16 protein-coding genes are annotated in these 23,730 nt (G+C 66.1%); 9 read left to right on the top strand and 7 right to left on the bottom strand.

The genetic code is table 11. The features are described from left to right. On the bottom strand, positions 1 to 1,019 hold a 1,019-nt coding region (locus tag I55_RS07300; protein ID WP_044559838.1), incomplete at its 3' end, for a Xaa-Pro peptidase family protein. Positions 1,020 to 1,052: 33 nt separating this feature from the next. Continuing rightward, the gene (locus I55_RS07295) at positions 1,053 to 2,777 is read right to left on the bottom strand and encodes a peptide MFS transporter (RefSeq protein WP_159107133.1); all 1,725 of its coding nucleotides are present in this window, start codon (positions 2,775 to 2,777) and stop codon (positions 1,053 to 1,055) included. A 335-nt stretch (positions 2,778 to 3,112) separates the two neighbouring features. Here I55_RS07295 and I55_RS07290 point away from each other — a divergent pair, with 335 nt between their 5' ends. The 4 genes from I55_RS07290 to I55_RS36895 all read left to right on the top strand — a co-directional run bounded on the left by I55_RS07290 (position 3,113) and on the right by I55_RS36895 (position 6,440). Beyond that, positions 3,113 to 3,775, top strand: coding sequence for a GntR family transcriptional regulator (locus I55_RS07290; RefSeq protein ID WP_044559836.1), 663 nt, complete (start codon positions 3,113 to 3,115; stop codon positions 3,773 to 3,775). 624 nt (positions 3,776 to 4,399) lie between these two features. Beyond that, positions 4,400 to 4,558: a transposase gene (locus I55_RS39480; RefSeq protein ID WP_083900915.1), complete on the top strand. Its 159-nt coding sequence runs from the start codon at positions 4,400 to 4,402 to the stop codon at positions 4,556 to 4,558. Between the two features lie 511 nt (positions 4,559 to 5,069). Next, complete coding sequence (locus tag I55_RS35760; RefSeq protein WP_148293612.1) at positions 5,070 to 5,837, top strand: hypothetical protein; 768 nt, start codon at positions 5,070 to 5,072, stop codon at positions 5,835 to 5,837. Between the two features lie 438 nt (positions 5,838 to 6,275). Next, positions 6,276 to 6,440 (top strand): hypothetical protein, encoded by a 165-nt coding sequence (locus I55_RS36895; protein ID WP_159107131.1) that lies wholly within the window; start codon positions 6,276 to 6,278, stop codon positions 6,438 to 6,440. A 26-nt stretch (positions 6,441 to 6,466) separates the two neighbouring features. Here the strand turns inward: I55_RS36895 and I55_RS07280 are convergent, their stop codons facing one another. Next, positions 6,467 to 7,036, bottom strand: a complete 570-nt coding sequence (locus tag I55_RS07280; RefSeq protein WP_044559835.1) for a hydrolase — start codon at positions 7,034 to 7,036, stop codon at positions 6,467 to 6,469. A gap of 88 nt (positions 7,037 to 7,124) precedes the next feature. Here I55_RS07280 and I55_RS07275 point away from each other — a divergent pair, with 88 nt between their 5' ends. Beyond that, positions 7,125 to 7,769: a TetR/AcrR family transcriptional regulator gene (locus I55_RS07275; RefSeq protein ID WP_044559834.1), complete on the top strand. Its 645-nt coding sequence runs from the start codon at positions 7,125 to 7,127 to the stop codon at positions 7,767 to 7,769. Here I55_RS07275 and I55_RS07270 read toward each other — a convergent pair. Next, positions 7,766 to 9,142 carry an LLM class flavin-dependent oxidoreductase gene (locus I55_RS07270; RefSeq protein WP_049973914.1) on the bottom strand — a complete coding sequence of 459 codons (1,377 nt, stop codon included), beginning with the start codon at positions 9,140 to 9,142 and terminating at the stop codon, positions 7,766 to 7,768. The two genes, I55_RS07275 and I55_RS07270, sit on opposite strands and share 4 nt — an antisense overlap. Before the next feature lie 175 nt (positions 9,143 to 9,317). On the opposite strand from I55_RS07270, the gene I55_RS32845 reads away from it, so the two are divergent. The 3 genes from I55_RS32845 (at position 9,318) to I55_RS35360 (ending at position 17,864) form a co-directional block, all read left to right on the top strand. Then, positions 9,318 to 10,274, top strand: coding sequence for a hypothetical protein (locus tag I55_RS32845; protein ID WP_049973913.1), 957 nt, complete (start codon positions 9,318 to 9,320; stop codon positions 10,272 to 10,274). A gap of 11 nt (positions 10,275 to 10,285) precedes the next feature. Then, positions 10,286 to 11,242, top strand: coding sequence for a prolyl aminopeptidase (gene pip, locus I55_RS07255; protein WP_044559832.1), 957 nt, complete (start codon positions 10,286 to 10,288; stop codon positions 11,240 to 11,242). 595 nt (positions 11,243 to 11,837) lie between these two features. Continuing rightward, the gene (locus I55_RS35360; RefSeq protein ID WP_044559831.1) at positions 11,838 to 17,864 is read left to right on the top strand and encodes a calcium-binding protein; all 6,027 of its coding nucleotides are present in this window, start codon (positions 11,838 to 11,840) and stop codon (positions 17,862 to 17,864) included. Positions 17,865 to 17,998: 134 nt separating this feature from the next. Here the strand turns inward: I55_RS35360 and I55_RS07245 are convergent, their stop codons facing one another. Together I55_RS07245 and I55_RS07240 are read right to left on the bottom strand one after the other, a co-directional pair. Then, entirely contained in the window at positions 17,999 to 19,093 is a 1,095-nt protein-coding gene (locus I55_RS07245; protein ID WP_044559830.1) for an alpha/beta fold hydrolase, read from the bottom strand. 164 nt (positions 19,094 to 19,257) lie between these two features. Further along, entirely contained in the window at positions 19,258 to 20,931 is a 1,674-nt protein-coding gene (locus I55_RS07240) for a methyl-accepting chemotaxis protein (RefSeq protein WP_044559829.1), read from the bottom strand. Between the two features lie 221 nt (positions 20,932 to 21,152). On the opposite strand from I55_RS07240, the gene I55_RS32840 reads away from it, so the two are divergent. Then, the gene (locus I55_RS32840; RefSeq protein WP_049973911.1) at positions 21,153 to 22,598 is read left to right on the top strand and encodes a class I SAM-dependent methyltransferase; all 1,446 of its coding nucleotides are present in this window, start codon (positions 21,153 to 21,155) and stop codon (positions 22,596 to 22,598) included. On the opposite strand, the gene I55_RS07230 is transcribed toward I55_RS32840, so the two are convergent. Then, on the bottom strand, positions 22,595 to 23,725 hold the full coding sequence (locus tag I55_RS07230; protein WP_252181059.1) for a LacI family DNA-binding transcriptional regulator: 1,131 nt from the start codon (positions 23,723 to 23,725) through the stop codon (positions 22,595 to 22,597). The two genes, I55_RS32840 and I55_RS07230, sit on opposite strands and share 4 nt — an antisense overlap. Positions 23,726 to 23,730: the final 5 nt, after the last annotated feature.

Raw genomic sequence — 23,730 nt, 5'->3', positions numbered from 1 at the left:
AGGTCCAGGCCCACGCCGTGGCCGGTGCGGTGGGGGCAGCCCGGCACCTGGTAGCCGGGGCCGTAGCCGCGCGCTTCCAGGAAGCTGCGGGCGGCGATATCCACCGTTTCGCACGGCACGCCGATCTGGGCGGCGTTGAAAGCCGCCATCTGGGCGTCGCGCTCATCCTCCCACACCCGGCGGTACTCGGCCGAGGCATGGCCGAAGGTGTAGCAGCGGGTGATGTCGGACTTGTAGCCTTCGATGGCGCAGCCGGTGTCGATCAGGACGGGGTCGCCCTCCTTCAGGAACCACTCGCCGGGGGCGCCATGGGGATAGGCCGTGGCCTCGCCGAACTGCACGGCGCAGAAGGTGTTGCCGCCGTCGGCACCCAGGGCGCGATGCGCCTGGCCGATGAAGGCCACCACCTCATCCGGGGTGATGCCGGGGCGCAGGATGCCGGCGGCCAGGCGGTGGACCTCCAGCGTCAGGGCCTTGGCGTGCGACAGCAGGGCGATCTCATGCGCCGACTTCACCCGGCGGCAGGCCTCCGTCAGCGGACGCGCGTCCACCAGGGTGGCCTGGGGGAGGCTGGCGGCCAGGTCGAAGAACACGCCGGCGTAGCCCAGGGCGTCCACCGCCACGGTGGCGCCGCCGCCCGACTGGTCCCGCACCAGGCCGGCCACCAGGGCGTAGGCGCTTTCATCCTCCTGCCAGGTCAGCACCCGGTCGCCGATGGCCAGGTGGCCGCGCAGCTTGGGCTCCTCGAACGTCGGGCAGACGTAGACGGGGTCGCCGTCCTTCAGGATCACGGCCGCCGTCAGCCGCTCGCTGGGGTGCCAGTCCAGCCCGGTGAAGTACAGCAGGTTGGAGGAGGCGGGCAGCAGCAGGGCGTCGACCTTGCGCGCCGCCATGTGGGCGCGCACCGCCTCGATCCGGGCGCGATACTCGTCCGCCGTGATGGGCTGCACCGCCGCCCGCCGGGACTTCAAGGTCGACAGCACCGCCGGGGCCGACAGCCCCCCAACACCCTTGGTCATTTTCAAATCCGCTTTCTTGGAAGCACACAGAAATCAATCGTTCAGGCGGCGCAAGGGCACCACCAGCAACAACAGCAGCACGGCCGCGGCGCAGGACCACAGGCCGGCCGTCAGGTACACCGACTGGTAGGAGGCCAATTGCACCGCCGCCGGCAGGCTGCTGTCAACCACGGTGGCCTGAGCCACCAGGGCGCTCAGGCGCTGGCCATAGGCCGTGGACAGGAACCACAGGCCCACCAGCAGGCTGGTGATGGCGGGCGGCGACAGGCGGGTGATGGAGGACAGGCCGATGGGCGACAGGCACAGCTCCCCCACTTCCTGCAGCAGATAGAGCGACAGCAGCCAGACCACGCCCACGCGCAGGCCCGCCGGCGTGACCTCGATACCGAAGGCCAGTGCCAGGAAGCCCAGGCCGACGAACAGCACGCCCAGGCCGAACTTGGTCACGGGGCCGGGGTCGCGCCGGCGACGGTCCAGCCAGCGCCACAGGGCCGCCAGCGGCAGGGCCAGCAGGATGACGAAGGCCTTGTCCGGGAACTGCAGCACCGGTGCCGGCACCAGCACCGGGCCGATGGTGCGGTCCGTCCATTCGGCGGCGAAGACGTTCAGCGACGCCGGCCCCTGGTAGAACAGGGTCCAGTACAGCACCGACACCAGCATGAGCAGCAGCAGCAGTGCCAAGTGGCGGCGCTGGCGCGCGTCATAGCGGCGGGCGAACCAGAAGACGGCGGCCAGGCCGGCCACGGCGGCGAGATCCAGCACATGGCCCACGACCGCCGGATGGTCAACGATCAGCCAGGCGCCCAGCGCCACCGCCAGGCCGCAGGCCATGGCCAGCACCCCGCCCCCGGTGGTGCTGGCGGTGCGCGGCCCCCCCTCGGCCACCGGCAGTTCCGGCGGCAGCAGGCGGCGGCCCAGGGTGAAGGTGGCCAGCGCCACGACCATGCCGATGCCGGCGGCGCCGAAGCCCCATTCCCAGCCCAGCACCGCGCCCAGCCAGCCGCAGACGATGCTGCCCATCAGGCCGCCGGCGTTGATGCCCAGATAGAAGATCAGGAAACCGCGGTCGCGCGCCGCGTGACGCTGGCCGTACAGCCGGCCCACCAGGGCGGAGATGTTGGGCTTCAGCAGGCCCACGCCGGCGGCGATCAGGGCCAGCGACAGGTAGAACAGGCGCAGGCCCGCCCCGTCCGGCGTCTTTTCCAACCGGCCCCGCAGGGTGACCGGGGCGCCATCCGGGCCGACATAGGTCAGGACGCGGGCGTCAGGGTCGCCGCCCTGCACGCCCCCCAGGCTGGTCACCACCTGGGCGGTGCCATTCACCATCACCTGGCGGGCGCCATCCTCCCCCGCCGCCGGATAGAGGATGGGGCGCTTCAGGTCATAGCTGGCGTCGGGGGTGACCAGCCGCTCCACCGTCTGCGCCGGCTGCCAGGCCATCAGGCCATGGCCCATCATCAGCAGGACGGCGCCGGCGCGCACGGCGTGGCGGGCGCCCACCCAACGGTCGGCGATGAAACCGCCCACCACCGGGCACATGTAGACCAGGACGCCGAAGGCCCCCAGCTCGGCATAGGCCGAGACCTTGTCCATGGACAGGTGCCACAGCAGGAAGAAGATCAGGATGGATTGCAGGCCGTAGTAGGAGAACCGCTCCCAGAACTCGACGGCGAACAGGAGATAGAGGCCGGGGGGATGGCCGCCCTTATCCTCGGACTCCGCCACCGGGCCGCCCTCCAGGCTTGTCGTTCCCGCCATCGCCGCCATGCCCCGTCGCCCCGTTATCGTCATCAAAGGATGTACCAGAACATCCCGCCCTGGTGGGGGAATAGCGTATCGGATACGATATCCAAACTGTCAAGCCCAGCGCCGTGGCCGCCCAGCCGGCCCCCGGACGTGGACATGGCCCGCTGGCGCCTGAGGCTGAACGGGAAATAGACCGGGCCATGCGCCAACTGCCCATGGCGTGGCCGGCCCGAACCGTCTAGCGTGATTTAGAAAATCAATTGCTTTTACATCCGATTTCAGGCTGTTCAGAGGCAATTCACAGGGCCGCCTTTTCCAATCCGCACACCCGCCAAGAAGCCACCACGATGATCGCACGCGCCAAGATCGAACGGAAATCGCTGTCGGCCCAGGTGGTCGACGCCCTGCGGCAGATGATCCTGTCGGGCGAATACGCCCTGGGCGCCCAACTGCGCCAGGATGAGATCGCGCAGAAGCTGGGCGTCAGCCGCATTCCCGTGCGCGAGGCGCTGCAACAGCTGGAGGCGGAGGGCCTGGTGGCCACCATCCCGTACAAGGGATCGGTGGTGGCGCAGCTATCGCCCGCCCAGGTGCGGGAGTATTATGAGGTGCGCCTGCTGCTGGAAATCGACCTGCTGAGCCGCGCCATCCCGCAGCTGACCGCGAAGCAGATCAAGAAGGCGGAGGCGGTGTTGAAGGACCTGCACACCGCCGAACCCGGCCGCTGGGGTGCTTTGAACTGGCAGCTGCACGAGGCGCTGTACGAGCCCGCCCAGCGCCCGGTGATGCTGGACATGGTGAAGCGCATCCACGACAGCCTGGACCGCTATGTCCGGCTGCACCTGTCCATGACCCCCGCCATCCACGACCGCTCGATGGATGAGCATGAGCAGCTGGTGGCCCTCTGCCGCGACGGCAAGGGGGCCGAGGCGGTGGAGGTGCTGCGCGCCCACCTGACCCACGCGCTGGAGGAACTGGTGGTCTTCCTGGAGGGACAGGAAGCGGCTTAGGACACCCACAATAATAACTGCTTCGCCCTTGTCGCTCTGGGCGGCCGTCTCAGCGGCCAGACGATCGAGAGAAGATTCACTTATTGATTCGCATGTCCTTAGGTGGTTTTACCCAAGCGCCGGCGCCGGCATCCGCCGGCTTGGGCATCCGATTTTCAATCCACTTACGCTACCCGAAATGCTCCGGCGACCGCAGTCGCGGCCCACTCGTTTTACTTGCAAACCGGTGGCGATCCTCCCGTGACCGAGCAAGACGGCGGGCGGCCTCGAAGTGGCCCAGGTGGTGCGCCATGTGGTCCGCGCCCTCGGTCCCCGCTGGCCGCGTGTCGGCATCCTGATCCGGGTGACAGCAACTATGGCCGCCCGGAAGTCATGGCATGGTGTGAGCGCCATCGGGTCGGCTCATCTTTGGTCGGGGAGGCAACAAGGCGCTGCTGCGCCGCGTTCCGGCTGACGCCGAGCAAATCGGCCTGGAGCGCCCGGATGCCCCCGCCGGTGACAAGGTGCGGCGCTATATCGAATTCCCCTACGCTGCCGAATCTTGGAAAGCCGAGCGCTGCGTGATCGCCCGCATCCAGCCCCCCAAAGCGTGTACAGCCGCTTCATCATCACCAACTTGCCGGCCTGCCCAAGGTATTGTACGAGAAGGTCTACTGCGCCCGGAGCGAGGCGGAGAACCTGATCAAGGCGTACAAGCTACGTCTCGCCTCGGACCGTACCTCCTGCACCAAATCCACGGCCAACCAGTTCCGACTGCTGATCCACATCCTATGCACGAAATAGCGCCATCTGCAGGGCGCCGGCAAAACAGGGTGGCGGATTATACAGGTTAGACAACGGCTATCAGCGCCCCAATCGTCTCAGCCACGTTGCTGTGTTCTTCTTTGTTCTAAACCTGGTGCTCACCGATATTTTGCTCCAAATAGATATCAATCTGACAATGCTAGTACAGATTTCTTAAGGGGTCTTTAGACGTGATCACCTGCATTTACATCTCAATTGAATAGACCTTAGATTGAGAAAACCCAAAATAACTTGGCCTATGCTGATAAATTAATAGATAATACACTGGCCAGCACGCAGATTGTACATCTGTCATTAGGTTCAATCCAACACGACTATATAGCGTATCATTTTAGGCGCGTTAATGTGAAATTTATACAACTTCCAGTTATTTTGTAGTTGCACAACCCAAAAGTATGTCGTAATTATTGCCACACACCCAGATCAATCTGAAATACTGATGGGTCATTTGGCTCAATATCCTTTTGAAATTAGGAGAGGAGACGCAAATATGGTGCCGCCTGATGTAAATTCTAATAATATTATTAATCTGTGGACAAATGGCTCCGCCAAAGAATTTACTCCTGGAATCACCCTCGTGGGGAGTGGAAATTTATCAATAAATTGTTCCCCAGATATTCAAATATTATATGTTGTCGACTCAAATGGAATTCATCTTTTTGCTTGTGCGCATGTCGAGATAAATCCAAAGGACCTATATATATATGACGAAGACCAAAACGTAGGCCTATACGCGACACAATACACAATCAGTATTTCTGTGCTTGGAGCTGATCCCGGCCATCTAGTCAGAACAACTCCGGAAAACCAAGTCGACTCGACTGAAATTACGGTAGGAGATTCTGTCGACTTCGGTATTGACGCGGGATTTGCCGGGCCAAAGCCTGAGGTAAAGGGATCCATTGGCTATTCAGCCGATAACGAGCACACATATAGCCTTCCCGATGTTATTATAACTAATAATAGCAAAGACTTAACGGCAAGCTGGTCGTTTGACATCCCACAAGTTAATATAACGTCTGGAGTATTTGACAGACCAAAGAACATACAGAAGTCTAATTTTGCCGCTGACGTTGATGCATATTGGCGATACGATCAACTGCACGACAATATGGCCATGTTCCAAATAAGAATAACAGCCACCATGAATAGAACATATATTGATCACGGCATTTGGGCAAGCCTAGAGAATGACACAAATATATTCTCCGGCTCAGCAGACATCAATATCAAAATACCACCTCGCGGCACTGAGTAATTAGACGCTTGATTAACCAATCAGATAGGATCTGCATCATGAAGTAGGCGGAGGCGTCCATCCCGGAAACCAACCGCAGCGCGACTATTCCCGCCTATGTCAGCCAGGGTCTATTCCGGCAGCGCATCAGCCAAATCGAACGGCGCTGCCGGATCACGGGTGTAGAGTACCCCACACATCTGGTGGCCAGCTACTGTAAACCCTGGCGGGACTCGAACAACGAGGAGCGCCCTTTGGCCAGCTGGTAAAGATTTCAACGGGTTTCTAAAAGGCACCCCGCGCCATTGCTGCCATCGATGGCGCAAAACGCTCCGTGCCAGAGTGATCCCGCCCCTCCGCGAACGCCGGAGGTGTGGTGCCAAAATGACTAGTTGCGAATAATTCTTAATATTAGCATCCTACCCCCCAAAGTTTCCACCAAGGCGGAAGGGGATCATCGTGCCGCAAACCAGAACCGAAAGCGGGGAAGCGACGCTGGACGACATACTGGCCGAGCCCATCGTGCGCCTGCTGATGGCGCGCGATCGGGTGACGGAGGGGGAGATACGGGCGCTGGTCCACGACACCTCCCCCCTGCTGTTCATGCTGCTTTATGCGGCTTAGCGCCCACCGGTTCAGCCCCCGGCGTTTCAGCCGAGCGTTATCTCCGCGCTGGTCGTCAGTCGGCCCAAGCGGGGGAAGATGGTCTTGAGGGCGAAGTCCTGCATCTCGGCGGTGAAGGTGGCCATGACGTCGGTGGGGAACACCAAGGCGTAGCCGTGTTCCCAGGCGCTGCGGGCGGTGGACTCCACGCCGATGTTGGTGGCGATGCCGGCCAGCACGATGGTGGTGATGCCCCGGCGGCGCAGTTGCAGGTCCAGGTCCGTGCCGTAGAAGGCGCCCCACTGGCGCTTGGTGACGATGATGTCGCCGGGCCGCACCAGCCCCTCATCCAGCGTGGACCAGTTGTCCGGGAAGCCGCCGGGCGGATGGGCCATGGCCTGGTCCGTCGGCTGGCGCGGCGCATCGCTGAAATCCGGCGCGAAGGCCACGCGCACCAGCACCACCGGCGCCCCCGCCGCGCGGAAGCGGTCGGCCAGCGGCTTGGCCCGGGCCAGCACCTCCGCCCCCGTGTGGGGTGCGGTCGGCAGGTTGATGATGCCGTGCTGCAGGTCGATCAGCACCAGGGCGGTGGTCTTGGGATCCAGGGTGACGGTCATGGCAACCTCGTGTCGGGAGATCATGGGAATGGACGACGAACGCCCCGCGTGGGAATATGAGGGCATCCTCATGAAAAGTTTTATGAGAATGCCCTCACAAAAGTCAACCGACACCACTGCCGCACCCGCCGCCGCCCCGTCCGCCACGCCGAAGCCCCCCAGCCGTGAGCGGGGGCGCGCCCGCGTGGCCGCGCTGATGGCCGCCGCCAGCGCCGTGTTCGCGGAAAAGGGCTATGACGCCGCCACGATGACGGAAATCGCGGCGCGGGCCGGGGCGCCCATCGGCTCGCTCTACCAGTTCTTCCCCACCAAGGCGGTGCTGGCGGACGCCCTGCTGGTGCGGTACGGGGAGGCGCTGATGGCCCTGATGGCGGAGGTGGAGGTTCAGGCCCCCGCCCTATCCCCGGCCGAGCTGGGCGCCACCCTCATGGCCGTCCTCCCCAGCCTGAAGGTGGAGCGCCGCGCCGCCTTCGCCCTGATCGACGCCCGGCCGGACATGGTGGCGCAGCAGGGCCAGCTGCGCGCCAGCCTGCGCGCGGCCGTGGCCGGCGTTTTGCGCGCCAAGGCGCCGGACCTGCCGCCGGACCGGGCGGCGACCCTGGCCGTCACCGTGCTGCAGATGATGAAGGCCGCCGCCGCCCTGGCCGACGAGCCCGACCCCGCCGTGGGCGAAAAGGCGATGGGTGGCCTGGCCCGCGCCGCCAGCCTCTATCTGAGCGACGTCCTCGCCTAAACCCAGCGCCGACTGGCCGCCGGATGCCCCTCCGGCAGGCGGGCGCCCGCTGATCCGCCATCCGGGCCGGACAGCTTCTCCCGCAACGTGCCGGGCGCGTAGCCGGTCTTGTAGGCGCCCCGGCGCTGCAACTCCGGCACCACCAGGTCGATGAAGTCGGTGAAGCATTCCGGCGTCACCGTGCGCGCCAGGATGAAGCCGTCCACGTCCGCCTCGCGCACCCAGGCCGTCAGTTCGTCCGCCACCGTGGCCGGCCCGCCGACGATGGGCGCCTGCCGCCCGCCCAGCGTCAGCCCGTCCACAAGGCCACGCCGGGTCAGCACCTTGTCCGGCCGGCGGGCGGCCTGGTTCTCGATGTTGGAGGTGACGGCCTGGCTCTGCCCGGCGTGGATGGGCTCATCCCAATCCTTGGCGGCGAAGTCGATGCCCAGGGAGGCGGAGGCGTGGGCCAAGGCGCCCTCCACGCTGGCGTATCGCTCATAGTCCGCCAGCCTGGCCTGGGCCAGGGCATCGGTTTCCGCCGTCACCACCGTGGCGCCGACGAAGACCTTCAGGTCCGCCGGGTCGCGGCCCAGGCTGCGGGCCAGGTCGCGCAGGTCGGCCACCAGGCGGGCGACGTGCGGCTTGGGCCCGCCGTTGACGAAGACGCATTCGGCATGGGCGGCGGCGAACCGGCGCCCCCGGTCGGACGACCCCGCCTGGTAGAGCACCGGCGTGCGCTGGGGCGAGGGCTCGGCCAAGTGCACGCCCTCCATCCGGAAATGGGGACCGTGGTGGCGGATGGCGCGTACGCGGGACGGGTCGGCGTAGACGCCGGCGGCGCGGTCGCGGCGCACGGCGTCGTCGGCCCAGCTGCCTTCCCACAGGCGGTAGACCACGTCCATGTATTCCTCGGCCACGGCGTAGCGGTCGTCGTGCGCCGCCTGGCCGTCCAGCCCCAGGGCGCGGGCGGCGCTGTCCAGGTAGCCGGTGACGATGTTCCAGCCGACGCGCCCGCCCGTCAGGTGGTCCAGCGTGCTCATGCGCCGGGCGAAGGTGTAGGGCGGCTCATAACTCAAATTGGCGGTGACGCCGAACCCCAGGTGCGTGGTGGTGGCCGCCATGGCCGGGATCAGCAGCATGGGATCGCCCACCGGCACCTGCACCGCGTCACGCACCGCCGCGTCCGGCCCGCCCTGGTAGACGTCGTAGACGCCCAGCACGTCGGCCAGGAACAGCCCGTCGAACAGGCCCCGTTCCAGGGTGCGTGCCAGGTCCGTCCAATAGGCCAGGTTGGTGTATTGCGTCGAACGGTCGCGCGGGTGGCGCCACAGGCCCTGGTGGATGTGGCCGACACAGTTCATGTCGAAGGCGTTCAGGCGGATTTGCTTCATGGGAACGGCGTCCGGTGCGGCCAAGACCGCGCGCATGATGGCAAGATGACCACAATGCCGCCATGAAATTGCCAAGTGACACCCGGGGGCGGATCTCCTATGACACGGGGCTGTCCATACAGCCTATCCGGGGGCGGTCCCGTGCCCCGGTCGTTTCCAGGGAACGGTTCCGCCCGTGTCGCGATCCATCCGGTTCGGCCTTACGGCCGCTGTCGCACTTGTCCAGCTTGGCGCCCCCCTTCTGCTGGCGGGATGCGCCTCCGACTATTCGCCCAACACCTACGCCGCCAACGCCGTGCAGCAGGCGAACAAGGCGGAGCCCGGTGTCATCATCGGCTTCCGCCAGGTGTCGATCAGCGCCAGCGGCACCGTGGGCGCCGTGGCGGGCGGCGCGGCCGGCGGCATCCTGGGATCGCAGATCGGCCCCAACGGCGCCCTGGGCGCCGTGGGCGGCACCGTGGTGGGCACCATCGTCGGCACCAGCGCGGAACACATGACCGGCGACACCACCGGCTGGGAATACATCGTGCGCAAGCCCAACGGCGACCTGCTGTCGGTGACCCAGCGCGAGCCCACGCCCATCCCCCTGGGCCAGAAGGTGCTGGTCATCACCGGCACCCAGGCGCGCATCGTGCCGGACTACACTGTCGCCATCGACCCGCCGGCGGAGCCCAAGGCCCCCGAGACCAAGCCCGAACCCAAGCCAGCCAAGCCCGCGCACGCGATCCCGGCGCCTGTGGCAACCGCACCCGCTGGTCCTACGCCGGAACCGGCACCGGCCACGCCCACACCGGCTACCCCCACGCCGGCCGGGGAGCCCGCGCCGGCCGCACCCGTGCCGACGGTGAAGGCGCCGCAGCCCGAACCTACCGCCCCGGCCGTTCCGGCGCCGACGCCGGAAGCGGCCCCCACCGTCCAAGCACCCGCTGCCCAAGCACCCGCTGCCCAGGCTCCCGCAGCCCAACCTCCCGCTGCCCAGCCCCCCGCGGCCCAGCCGGAAACGCCCGCCGAGCCCGCCCAGGCCGAGACGCCCAAGGTCGAAACCCCGCAGGCGGAGGCCGCCCCCAAGACGGGCTGGGTCCCGGTCGAGCCCGAGCCGGCCACGTCCACCGAGGGCGATGCGCCCAAGTAAGGAAACGCCCCATGAATCCGCTGCGCAGCTACTATCCTCCGATCGAGCCCTATGAGACGGGGACGCTGGATGTCGGCGACGGGCACGTGATTTATTACGAGCGCTGCGGCACCCGGGGCGCCAAGCCCGTGGTCTTCCTGCACGGCGGTCCCGGTGGCGGCAGCAACGCCACGCAGCGCCGCCTGTTCGACCCGGCGCTGTACGACATCCTGCTGTTCGATCAGCGCGGCTGCGGCAAGTCCACCCCCCACGCCAGCCTGGAGGCCAACACCACCTGGCACCTGGTGGCGGACATCGAGCGCCTGCGCCAGATGGTGGGCGTGGAACAGTGGCAGGTGTTCGGCGGCTCCTGGGGGTCCACCCTGGCGCTGGCCTATGCCGAGACGCATCCGGAGCGGGTGAGCGAGCTGGTGCTGCGCGGCATCTACACCCTGACCCGGGCGGAGCTGCTCTGGTATTACCAGTTCGGCGCGTCGGAGATGTTCCCCGACAAATGGGAACGCTTCCAGGCCCCGATTCCGGAGGCGGAGCGCCACGACATGATGGCCGCCTACCGCCGCCGCCTGACGGGTGATGATGAGGCCGCGAAGCTGGAGGCCGCCAAGGCCTGGGCCATCTGGGAGGGGGAGACGGTGACCCTGCTGCCCGACCCCAACCTGGCCGCCACCTTCAAGGACGGCCACTTCGCCCTGGCCTTCGCCCGCATCGAGAACCACTACTTCGTGCACGGCGCCTGGCTGGAGGAAGGCCAACTGGTGCGGGACGCCCACAAGCTGCGGCACATTCCGGGCACCATCGTCCACGGCCGCTATGACATGCCCTGCCCCGCCCGCTACGCCTACACCCTGCACAAGGCCTGGCCGGAGGCGGACTTCCACCTGATCGAGGGCGCCGGCCACGCCCCGTCGGAGCCGGGCATCCTGGACCAGCTGATCCGCGCCACCGACCGTTACGCCGGCAAGGTGTAAGCGCGGCCGCGACATAGAGTCGCACCGGTCTGTCGCCTTGGGTGTTGGAAAGAAGATAGCGTCCCGCCTTCCAGCATCAATACACAGGCCTATCGCTGCAAATATATTGGCCGGCCGCCCAACCTGAGCCGGGTGGGTGGGCGCCTGATCCCCATCGCAAAATCCGCACCACCTATAAAACTGGAAATATATCGGATGCGCCACAGCATCCCTCACAATAACCGTCAGCGGTGTCTTCACCGGAGACCTTGAGCGGCATTCTTGCCCGCCTTGTCGAATGGAAAATTTAATAAAGCGCCTATATCTGGATACGAGGCGGCGGTCTTGCTTCCCCGAGAAATATTAACGTGTCAAAAAAACATCAAATCAATTTCCCGGGATCGCTCAGGGAATATACGGGGCAGTCATTCGCGTTAACCACAGATGAATACAAGGCGCATTTAACGCCTTCGGCTGGCCGAACTTTCAGAATACGCCCGTATGCAGTCCTGACATTTTATCGTCACCATAATCGGCGCAAGAATCTTGTGGTTTTTTGCAAACATGCCAATACACTCGCCGCGAGTATGACTAAGCCTACCTACAGGGACGCATCATGGCCTCTACACTGACGGGCACCGCCGGCAACGACAGTCTTACGGACGGCAACAGCGGCGATCTGGATGTGTACGGGCTGGATGGAAGCGACAACCTGTATGTGAGCCGCTATTCGGGGGCCGCCGCCGCCCTCCTGCTGGATGGGGGGGCGGGCGACGACTACATCTCCTTCAAAGGCGACAGCAATCGTTTCCTGGACACCGTCTCCATCGCCGGCGGCACAGGTAACGACACCATCACGGTCGAATTCGCGGCGCAAAGCACCATCGACGCCGGCGACGGGGACGACACCGTTACCGTCGTCATGACCGACTTCATGGGCAACAACCACAACCCATCGGTGAACACCGTCACCCTGGGCGCGGGCGCCGACACCCTGGTCCTGGACCCCGGTTTTATCAGCGGGACCTACGACCAAGGCATCTCCCTGACCGTCACGGATTTCCAGGTCGGTACGGACAAGGTCACCCTGAGCAGTTACCTGTCCAAGGCGGTGACGGGCTGGAGCAGCACGGTCAACCCCTTCGCCAGCGGCTTTCTACGGCTGACGCAGTCGGGGGCCGACACCCTGCTGCAGGTGGACCCCAATGGCGGCGGCGACAGCTGGTCCACCCTGGTCACCTTCCAGAACACCACGGCCGCCAGCTTCACCGCCCACGACCTGGGCTATGACCCCAACGGGCCGGCCGGCGGCCTGCCCACCGTCGGCACCAGCGGCAACGACACCCTCGCAGGGACCACGGGCAGCGACCTGATCCAGGGTTTCGCCGGCGATGACACCCTGATTGAAAACGGCGGCAACGACACGCTGGAAGGCGGGGCGGGCAACGACACCCTGACCGGTGGCGCCGGCGATGACGTGATGTACGGCAACAACGCCGCCAACACCGGCAGCGACCCCGGCACCTACACCGGCGACACCCTCTCGGATTCCGTGGGCGGCAACGATCGGCTGTACGGTCAGGACGGTAACGACAACTTGTCCGTCAGCCGCTATTCGGGGGCCGCGACCACCGTACTGCTGGATGGCGGCGCCGGCGATGACTACGTTGGTTTCTATGGCGGCGGCACCCGCTTCCTGGACACGGCCACCCTTCTGGGCGGTGACGGCAACGACACCATCACGGTCGAGTTCGCGGCGCAGAGCACGGTCGATGCCGGCGCCGGTGACGATACCGTCACCGTCGTCATGATCGATGCCTGGGGCAACAACCACGGCGCCTCGGTGAACACCGTCACCCTGGGTACCGGTGCCGACACCCTGATGCTGGACCGTGGCGCCTGGGGCTCCTTCGATCCGAACATCTCCCTGACCGTCACGGATTTCCAGACCGGCACAGACAAGGTGACACTGACCAGCTATCTGGCCCAAGTGCTGACGGGCTGGAGCAGCACCCTCAACCCCTTCGCCGCCGGCTATCTGCAACTGACGCAGTCGGGCGCCGACACCCTGCTGCAGATCGACCCTAACGGCGGCCGCGACAGCTGGTCCACCCTGGTCACCTTCCAGAACACCACGGCCACCAGCTTCACCGCCCGCGACCTGGGCTATGACCCCTTCGCGACGGACGCTGGCCAGGCCACTACCGGCACGAGCGGCGATGACACGCTGGTCGGCTCCGCCAACAGTGCGCTGATCCAGGGCCTCGCCGGCAACGACAACCTGACCGCCGGAAGCGGCGGCGATACGCTGGAAGGTGGGGCCGGTAGCGACACCCTGACCGGCGGCGCCGGCGACGACGTGATGTACGGCAACAACGCCGGCAACACCGGCAGCGATCCCGGTATCTACTACAACGGCGACAGCCTTTTGGACACGGCCGGCGGCAACGACCGGCTGTACGGCCAGGACGGCAACGACAGCCTGAATGTCAGCCGCTATTCGGGCAGCGCGACCACCATCCTGATGGATGGCGGCGCGGGCGACGACTCCATCTCCTTCAAGGGCAACTACGACCGTTTCCTGGACACCGTCACCATCGCCGGCGGTACGGGCAGCGACGCCATCACGGTGGAGTTCGCGGCGCAAAGCACCATCGATGCCGGCGACGGCGACGATACCGTCACCATCGTCATGACCGATTTCATGGGCAGCAGCCACAACCCGTCCGTGAATACCGTCACCCTGGGTGCCGGCGCGGACACCCTGGTCCTGGACCCCGGCTTCATCAGTGGATCCTTCGATAACCACATCTCCCTGACCGTCACCGATTTCCAGACCGGCACCGACAAGGTGACCATGGCCAGCTATCTGGCCCGTGCTCTGACGGGCTGGAGCAGCACCCTCAACCCCTTCGCCGCCGGCTATCTGCGGCTGACGCAGTCAGGCACCGACACCCTGCTGCAGATCGACCCCAACGGTGGCGGCGACAGTTGGACCACCCTGGTCACGTTCCAGAACACCACGGCCACCAGCTTCACCGCCCAGGACCTGGGCTATGACCCCTTCGCGACGGACGCCGGCCAGCCCAACATTGGCACGAGTGGCGATGACACGCTGGTCGGCTCCGCCAACAGTGCGCTGATCCAAGGCCTCGCCGGCAACGACAGCCTGACCGCCGGAAGCGGCGGCGATACGCTGGAAGGTGGTGTCGGTAGCGACACCCTGATCGGCGGCGCCGGCGACGACGTGATGTACGGCAACAACGCCGGCAACACCGGCAGCGATCCCGGCACCATCTACAGCGGGGACACCCTGTCGGACAGCACCGGTGGCAATGACCGGCTGTACGGCCAGGATGGCAATGACACCGTGTATGTCAGCCGATACTCGACATCCGTCACGGCATCCACCGTTCTGCTGGATGGCGGCGCCGGTAATGACGACATCTCCTTCCACGGTGACTACGACCGGTTCTTGGACACCGTCACCATCGCCGGCGGCACGGGCAACGACACCATCACGGTGGAGTTCGCGGCCCAAAGCACCATCGACGCGGGTGCCGGCGACGATACCGTCACCGTCGTCATGACCGATTTCATGGACAGCAGCCACAACCCGTCCGTGAATACCGTCACCCTGGGTGCCGGCGCCGACACCCTGGTCCTGGACCCCGGCTTCATCTCCGGAGGGTTCGATAGCCACATCTCCCTGACCGTCACCGATTTCCAGCCTGGCACCGACAAGGTCACCCTGGCAGGTTACCTGTCGAAGGCGCTGACAGGGTGGAGCACCACGGTGAACCCCTTCGCCGCCGGCTATCTGCGGCTGACGCAGTCAGGCACCGACACCCTGCTGCAGATCGACACCAACGGTGGCGGCGACGGCTGGTCCACCCTGGTCACCTTCCAAAACACCACCGCCACCAGTTTCACCGCCCGCGACCTGGGCTATGATCCCTACGGCTCGGTGGCCGGCCCGTCCAACGTCGGCACCAGCGGCGACGACATCCTGGTGGGTTCCGCCGGCAGCGAGTTGATCCAGGGTTTCGCCGGCAACGACGTCCTGACGGCCGTTGGCGGCAACGACACGCTGGAGGGCGGTTCGGGCAGCGACACCCTGAACGGCGGTAGCGGCGACGATGTCCTGTACGGCAACAACGCCGCCAACAGCGGCAGCGATGCCGGTAGCTTCCTCGGCGGCGACAGCCTGTCGGACACGGCCGGCGGCAATGACCAGCTGTACGGCCAGGACGGCAACGACAGTCTGTATGTCAGCCGCTATTCCGGCTCCGGCGCTGCCTCCACCATCCTGATGGATGGCGGTGCCGGTGACGACTACATCACCTTCACCGGGGGCGACGGCCGCTTCCTGGACACCGTCACCGTCACCGGCGGCGACGGCAACGATACCATCAAGGTCCAATACGCCGCGCACGGCACCATCGACGCCGGGGCCGGCAACGACACCGTCACGGTCACCATGGCCACCTTCGGGGGCAGCCATAACGCGTCCGCGAACACCGTAACCCTGGGCGCCGGCACCGACACCCTGATCCTGGACCCGGGCTTCATCTCCAGCGGGGTCGACCGCAACATCTCCCTGACCGTCACCGACTTCCAGGTCGGCACGGACACGGTCAGCATGGCCAGCTATCTGTCCTCGGCGCTGACGGAATGGAGCACCACGGTGAATCCCTTCGCCGCCGGCTATCTGCGGCTGACGCAGTCCGGCAGCGACACGCTGTTGCAGATCGACGCCAACGGCGGCGGCGACAGCTGGTCCACCCTGGCCACCTTCCAGAACACCACCGCCACCAGCTTCACCACCCACGACCTGGGCTATGATCCCTTCGCGACGGAGGCGGGATCATCCAACACCGGCACCAGCGGCAACGACACTCTTGTTGGGTCCGCCGGCAGCGAGTTAATCCAGGGTTTCGCCGGCAATGACAGTCTGACGGCCAAAGGCGGCAACGACACGCTGGAGGGCGGTTCGGGTAGCGACACGCTGACCGGCGGCGCCGGCGACGATGTGATGTACGGCAACAACGCCGCGAATTCCGGCAGCGACACCGGCACCATCGTCGGGGGTGACAGCCTGTCGGACAGCGCCGGCGGCAACGACCGGCTGTACGGCCAGGACGGCAACGACAGCTTGAGCGTCTACCGGTATTCAGGGGCCGCCACCACGGTGCTGCTGGATGGCGGCGCCGGGGATGACTACCTGGTGTTCAAGGGCGACGCCACCCGCTTCCTGGATACGGTCACCCTCACGGGCGGCGACGGCAACGACCACATCTCGGTTGAGTTCGCGGCGCAAAGCACGATCGACGCCGGTACAGGCGACGATACCGTCACCGTCGTCATGACCGACTACATGGGCAGCAACCACAACGCGTCCGTGAACACCGTCACCTTGGGCGCCGGCGCTGATACCCTGGTCCTGGACCCCGGATTCATCTCCGGCGGGTTCGACAGCCACATCTCCCTGACCGTCACTGATTTCCAGCCCGGCACCGACAAGGTCACCCTGGGGGGGTATCTGTCCAAGGTGCTGACAGGGTGGAGCAGCACGGTGAACCCCTTCGCCGCAGGCTATCTGCACCTGATGCAGTCGGGCGCCGACACCCTGCTGCAGATCGACACCAACGGCGGCGGCGACAGCTGGTCCACCCTGGTCACCTTCCAGAACACCACCGCCACCAGCTTCACCACCCAGGACCTGGGTTATGATCCGCTGGGGACGGGCAGCGGCCAGTCCAACGTCGGCACAAGCGGCAACGACATCCTGGTCGGCTCCGCCACCAGCCAGTTGATCCAGGGCTTCGCCGGCAACGACAGCCTGACCGCCGGCAGTGCCGGTGACACGCTGGAAGGTGGCAAGGGCAGCGACACCCTGACCGGCGGCGCCGGCAGCGACGTGATCTACGGCAACAATGCCGCCAACACCGGCGACGACCCCGGCAGCTTCTCGGGTGGCGACACCCTGATGGACACATCGGGCGGCAACGACCAGCTCTACGGCCAGGACGGCAACGACAACCTGATCGTGGACCGCTACTCCGGTGCGGCCACCACCGTCCTGCTGGATGGTGGCGCCGGCGACGACTACCTCACCTTCAAGGCCAGCGGCGACCACTTCGTCGACACGGTCACCCTGCTGGGCGGCGACGGCAACGACATCATCAATGTCGAGGGGGCTGCGCACTCCACCATCGATGCCGGGGCCGGCAACGACACGGTGATCGTCACCACCACCAACTACGTCGGCTCCACCCCCGGTGTCGGTACGTCCAACAACACCATCACCCTGGGCGACGGTGTCGATACCCTGATGGTGAATCCGCCGTTCTTCGGCAGCTTCAACGCCAGCGCCATCATCACCGTCACGGATTTCCAGGTGGGCACCGACCACCTGAACCTGACACCCCTGCTGTCCGGCGTGACGTCGGGGTGGAACAGCACCACCAACCCCTTCGACGGCGGTTATCTGCAGCTGAAGCAGTCAGGCAGCGACACCCTGCTGCAGATCGATACCGACGGCGGCGCCAACAGCTGGTCCACCGTGATGACCCTGCAGAACACCACCGCCACCAGTTTCACCACTGCCGATCTGGGATACACCCCGACCCGCGTCTCGTAAGGCTGCGACGCTCCGACGAACAAAGCCGGTCCAGGCATCCACCTGGGCCGGCTTTGTTCAACCCCCTGGGCGAGATCGCCCTCGACACCGGAAATCTGAGGCGGCGGGGGTCACAAGGGCCTCAGGCCTTTGCATCACTTAAGCAGCTCCTCCAACGCGCCCTTCCACACCTTGGCCTGGGTCAGGGTCTGATGGCCGCGTGTCTGGTCCGACGCGGGGATCAGGACATAGCGGCCGTGGGGGATGCGCTTCATCGCCGCTTCCATCACCCCCAGCTCGGCTGGGTTCAGCAGGTCATCGGCGAAATTGACCGCCACCAGCTTGGCCTTGATCTTCTCCAGGTCCGGGGCGGGGTCGTAGTCGTAGGAAGACTCGAACCAGTAGAGATAATCGTTGGCGTCCACGGTCTTGGCATAGTCGGCCACCCACTGGTCATAGAGGGTGGTGGCCGCCGTACGGCTCGGGGCCTGTTGCTGCAACACCGAGGCGTTGTTGACCATGATCTGGAAAATGGGCAGCGCGCGGGTGTAGCCGGTCGGCTGCGCCGTATAGTCGCCGCCCTTCCACTCCGGATCGTTGCGGATGGCCTCGATAATCAACTGGCGCCACAGCATGTTGCGGCCGGAAATGGCCACGGGCTGCGCGGCGATGGGCATCAGGGCGTCCATCATCTCCGGATGCCGCTCGCCCCAGATCCAGGTCTGCATGCCACCCATGGAGGTACCGGCGACCAGTTTCAGGTGTTTGATGCTCAAGCCCTTGGTGACGGTCAGGTACTGCCCCTCCACCGCGTCGACGTAGCCGTAATGCGGGAAGCGGCCCTTCAGCCCGTCCGACGGTTTGGAGGAACCGCCATGGCCGATGCCGTCGGCCAGGATGATGAAATACTTGGCCGCGTCCAGCGGCTGGCCCGGCCCGAACAGTTCCCCACCCAGGCTGGCGTTCAGGAAGTTGCGGCCGGTGCCGGTGGTGCCGTGCAGCAGCAGCACGCCGTTGGTGATGGCGCCGGTGGCGTCGCGCTGGGGCGTGCCCAGGGTGGTGTAGTGGAACCTGGCGTTGGCCAGATGCTCCCCATTGCTCAGCGCGAAGTCGGGGACGACCACGTCGCCCTCCGACTGGTTGGGGTAGCTGGGCGCCTTGGTGTCAGCGGCGGCCGCCGCGCCCCCCGCCGCCAGCAAGGCGGCGAGGGCCAGGGCACGGGCGGAGACTGGGAACCAGGCTTTCTTCATCGGTATTTCCCTCTGCCAAACTGGCCTCTGACGGGCCTCTGATGCCGGGGCACGAATCTCGTGCCCCTTATGGACGCGACCCGCGTCCGCCGGAGCGAGCCCCGGAGGAGCGGGACGAGGAAGCCGCCGGAAGGCGGCGCCCGGCGCCTGATGAGGAACAAATATCAGGCGGCGCGCAGCGCGGCCAGGAAGGTGGAGACGCGGGTTCGCAAACCGTCGGACTGGCTGGCCAGGTCGTCAGCGGCCATCAGCACCTCGCCCGCCACGGAACCCGTTTCCTCCGCCACCTGGCGCACGCCGTTCATGCCGGCGCTGACCTCGCTGGTGCCGCGCGCGGCCTCGGACACGTTGCGGGCGATTTCCTGGGTGGCGGCACCCTGCTCCTCCACCGCGGCGGCGATGGTGGTGGTGATGTGGTCGATCTCGCCGATGGTCTGGCCGATGGCGGCGATGGCGCCCGCCGCCTCCCCCGTCGCGGCCTGCATGGTCTCGATCTGCTGGCGGATGTCGTTGGTGGCCCGTTCCGTCTGGTTGGCCAGGGCCTTGACCTCGCTGGCGACGACGGCGAAGCCCTTGCCGGCCTCTCCCGCCCGCGCCGCCTCGATGGTGGCGTTCAGGGCCAGCAGATTGGTTTGCCCGGCGATGTCGCTGATCAGCGCCACGACGGCGCCAATCTGCTGGGCCGCCGCCGTCAGGCTGGTCACGGCATCGTTGGTGCGCGTCGCCTCCGCCACCGCCTTGGCGGCGATGGTGGCGGACACGGCCACCTGGCGGCCGATTTCCCCGATGCTGGCGCCCAGTTCCTCGGCCGCCACGGCCACCGTCTGGACGTTGGCGGCCGCCTGTTCCGACGCGCCGGCCACCGCCACCGAATCGCGGGCGCCGGTCTCGGCGATGCGGCTCAGGTTCTCCGCCGTCTCATGCAGGCCGGAGGAGGCCTGGCTGACCGACTGCAGGGTGTGGGCGACGTCGCTGTCGAAGGTCTGCACCAGGGCGTCCACGCGGTTGGCCCGTTCCGTCTTGGCCGCGGCCTCCGCCGCCTGCGCGGCCACTAGCTCATCGCCCTGCCGCATGCTGGTGCGGAACACATCGATGGCGCGGGCCATGTCGCCCACCTCGTCCTTGCGCGCCGTGCCGTCCAAGGTGAAGCCGTAGTCCTTGTCGGCCAGGCGGCGCATCACGCCAGCCAGCCGCGCCAGGCGCTGGGCCACGTCGCGGTCCAGCCACAGCACGGCCGCGACCGACAGCGCCACGGCCACCAGGGCGGCGATGGCGATGCTCCACCGCGCGTGAACGTAGGCCTGCTGCACCACCTCGTTGGCCTTGGCCGCGTTCTGGCGGTCGTAAACCGCCAGCGCCTCCAGCGCCTCCTGCACCTTGCGGAAAGCCTGCACGATCTCGCCGTTCATGGTCTTTTCCGCCTGGGCCCGGTCCTGCTTGGCCAGGTCGAAGGCGGTCGCCATGGAGGCCTCATAGGGCCCGCGCAACGCCTGGTACTTGCCGTACAAAGTGGCGGCCTCGCCCGTCACGCCGATGGCGTCGAAGCGCTTCAACGCCGCCGCCAGGTCCGCCGTCTGCTTGCCATACAGCTTGATGGCCTCTTCCCGCGCCGTGTCGTCGGCCGCCACCACCACCCGGCTGGCGGAGATGCGCTGGCGCGCGGTGAAGGCCTTCATGTCGCCGATGACGTCGATCGACGGCAGCCAGGTCGTCCGTATCTCCGCGGCGGCACTATTGATTGTGCCGATCTGCCATAGGGAGAGCAGACTGATGGCGATGGTCAGCAGTAAGAGGCCGCCGAACGCGGCCAATAGCTTGGGACGGAGGGCGAGATTCATAAAATTCACCGTAAATTCTATCTTGTGTTCAGTAATTCAACCTGCGGGTTCTGAAGCTTATAAGCGCTTTGTTACCCTTTGACGTGATGCGGCGAATCCGCTCATCAGTCCTGTTTCGGCTGCATTTGAAGGGACCGGTCCCATAAAGTCTCGACAGCCGCCCCTTTGTCGGGTCAAGGTCGCCACCAAGAACCGACATATATGCAAAGGACAACGGTGCAATGACCGGAGACCGGCAGGCGCCCCAGCCCAGCAAGACCATCCCCGGCGGCGACACACCCGAGGGAGCCGTGCAGGACGACGTTCACCGCTATGTCACGGGCATCGCTTATCTCCGCCGCTATTACCAGGAACTGAACCCGGCCTCGATCGCCTACGCCGCCCTGCAGTGCGGCTATCAGGCGCCGCGCCTGGATCGGCCCTTCCGCTACCTGGATCTGGGCTGCGGCCACGGTTACAGCCCCACGCTATTCGCCAGCCTGTTCCCTCAAGGCGATTTCGTGGGCGTGGACTTCAACCCCGTGCACATCACCAGTGCCGAAAACCTGCGCCGCGCCGCTGGCATCACCAACGCCAGCTTCAGCGCCGCCAGTTTCCAGGACCTGGCCACGGAGGAGGACGGGCCCATCGCCGACTGTGACTTCATCGTCATGCACGGCATCATGAGCTGGGTCAGCGAGACAGTGCGGCGGGAGATCGGCGCCGTCATCCGCCGTCGACTGAAGCCCGGCGGCATCGTTTACGCCAGCTACAACTGCCAGCCGGGCTGGGCCGGCAAGATGCCCATCCGTGCCCTGATGGTGGATGCCTACGCCGTCACCACCGGCACGGTGGAGGAACGGGTGAACAAGGTCCGCGCCTTCCTGCGGCAGATGGCGGACACGGGCGCGCTGTATTTCGAGGCCAATCCGGCCATCGAACAGCAACTGCAGGCCATTGAGACTCTCGACGCCGGCTACGTCGTGCACGAGTACCTGAACGAATACTGGCGCGTCTTCTACCATAAGGAGATAGCGACCTTTATGGCCAACCATGGCGCCGGCTTCATCGGGTCCGGCACCCACGCCGACAACGTTCCACTGCTGGCCGTGCCGGAAAAGCCGCGCGCCCTGATGGCGGCCATGCCCACAGCGCTGCTGCGCGAAGGCGTGCGCGACATGGCCCTGAACCGCCAGTTCCGCCGTGACATCTACGCCTGTGACTTGGCGCCCCTGAACCTCAACGACCTCATCGCCGCCCATCGCGCCACCCGGTACACCCTGGCCCGCCGGCGGGCGGACTGTCCCCTGGTGGTGCCCCGGTCCTTCGGCGACGTGGCCCTGCATGAGGGCATCTTCAGCCCGCTGCTGGATCGGCTGGCGTCAGGGGCCGCCACCTTCGACGATCTGGTGGGCGTGCCGCCGCTGAATGACTGGGCTGTGGCGGACCAGATTCAGGCGCTGCAGGTTCTTGTCGGGGCCGACTATATCCGACCCGTCGTCGCCGGCGCGCACGTGGACCCTGCCAGCGATAGCGTGCGCCGCTTCAACCGGATTGCCCTGGCCACCGCCCGGGCCGAGGGCCAGCCCGACGTGGCGCTGGCCGCCCCGTCCCTGTCCGGCGCGCTGCGCGTCACCCTGGGCGACACGGCCGACCTGCCCGTCGATCTGCCGGGCGCCGAGTTTTAAAGCGGCGGCGCTGAGGATTCCCGCACGACCAGGCGGGGCGTCACGGTCAGCGGCTGCGATCGCCCGGCATCGCCCCCGTTGATGCGGGCGATCAGGCGGTCGGCGGCCAGCTTTCCCATGTCGTGGATGGGCAGGCGCACGGTGCTGAGCGCCGGGCACATGCGTGATGACAGGGGCGTGTCGTCGAAACCCACCACCGTCAGGTCGCGCGGGATGGGGATGCCCAGGCGGAAGGCGGCGCGGTAAACGCCGGCCGCCATCTCGTCATTGCTGGCGAAGATGGCGGTGGGCCGGTCCGCCGCCGTCAGCAGCTCCATCCCCCGCTTCTCCCCCGTCTCGAACGTGTAGAGCCCTTCCAGGATCCAGGCATCCGGCACCGTCACGCCGCGTTCGGCCAGGGCGGCCAGGAAACCTTCCCGCCGTTCGTGGGTGGAGCGATAGCGCTGCGGACCGGTGATCAGCGCCACCTTGGTATGGCCCAGTTGCGCCAGGTGGGCCCCCACCTCCGCCGCCGCCGTGCGGTCGGTGTGCAGCACCATGGCCGATGGCTCGTCCAGAGGAACCGACATCAGGCGCATATAGGGACAGCCGATGGCGCGCAGCAGGGCGACCAGGGCCGCATCCTCCGACAAGGGCGGGATGAGGATGACGCCGTCCAGGTTCTGGCGCTGGATGAAGGCCTTCACCTCCGCCAGGAAACCCGGCGCCACCTGGCGGCAGGGATGGACCACCAGTTCGAAACCCTCACGATGGCAGGCCTCCAGGATGCCGCCCTGGACGTTGACGATGTATTGGGCGTTGGGGTTGTCGTAGATCAGGCCCAGCAGGAAGGAGCGATTGATGGCCAGGCCGCGCGCCTGGGGGCTGGGCACATAGCCGATACGGGCCACCACCGCGTCCACCACCGTGCGCGTGGTGTCATGGACGTGGGGGGAGCGATTGATGACCCGGGACACCGTCTTCTTCGACACCTTGGCCAGGCGCGCCACGTCGTTGATGGTGGGCGCGCGGGCCAGGGTCCAGGCGGGGATGGCGGCGGCGTCCGGCGCCATCGCCAGCCGGCCGTCGCCGGCCAGCGCCTTGCGCCGGCGGACCTTGGTGGGCTTCTCGAGATCGCTGTCTGCCAAGATCA

Source organism: Azospirillum sp. B4 (assembly GCF_000333275.1).
Lineage (GTDB): Bacteria > Pseudomonadota > Alphaproteobacteria > Azospirillales > Azospirillaceae > Nitrospirillum.
The sequence above is the reverse complement of the archived record's forward strand: the minus strand, read 5'-3'. Positions and strand labels throughout refer to the sequence as shown.

Bases quoted from the DNA above. Each gene is read 5' to 3' on its own strand.
- I55_RS35760 (WP_148293612.1), top strand. From the start codon at position 5,070: ATGGTGCCGCCTGATGTAAATTCTAATAATATTATTAATCTGTGGACA.
- I55_RS07290 (WP_044559836.1), top strand. From the start codon at position 3,113: ATGATCGCACGCGCCAAGATCGAACGGAAATCGCTGTCGGCCCAGGTG.
- I55_RS07280 (WP_044559835.1), bottom strand. From the start codon at position 7,036: ATGACCGTCACCCTGGATCCCAAGACCACCGCCCTGGTGCTGATCGAC.
- pip (WP_044559832.1), top strand. From the start codon at position 10,286: ATGAATCCGCTGCGCAGCTACTATCCTCCGATCGAGCCCTATGAGACG.
- I55_RS07245 (WP_044559830.1), bottom strand. From the start codon at position 19,093: ATGAAGAAAGCCTGGTTCCCAGTCTCCGCCCGTGCCCTGGCCCTCGCC.
- I55_RS32840 (WP_049973911.1), top strand. From the start codon at position 21,153: ATGACCGGAGACCGGCAGGCGCCCCAGCCCAGCAAGACCATCCCCGGC.
- I55_RS07240 (WP_044559829.1), bottom strand. From the start codon at position 20,931: ATGAATCTCGCCCTCCGTCCCAAGCTATTGGCCGCGTTCGGCGGCCTC.
- I55_RS07270 (WP_049973914.1), bottom strand. From the start codon at position 9,142: ATGAAGCAAATCCGCCTGAACGCCTTCGACATGAACTGTGTCGGCCAC.
- I55_RS07295 (WP_159107133.1), bottom strand. From the start codon at position 2,777: ATGGCGGGAACGACAAGCCTGGAGGGCGGCCCGGTGGCGGAGTCCGAG.
- I55_RS07275 (WP_044559834.1), top strand. From the start codon at position 7,125: ATGCCCTCACAAAAGTCAACCGACACCACTGCCGCACCCGCCGCCGCC.
- I55_RS35360 (WP_044559831.1), top strand. From the start codon at position 11,838: ATGGCCTCTACACTGACGGGCACCGCCGGCAACGACAGTCTTACGGAC.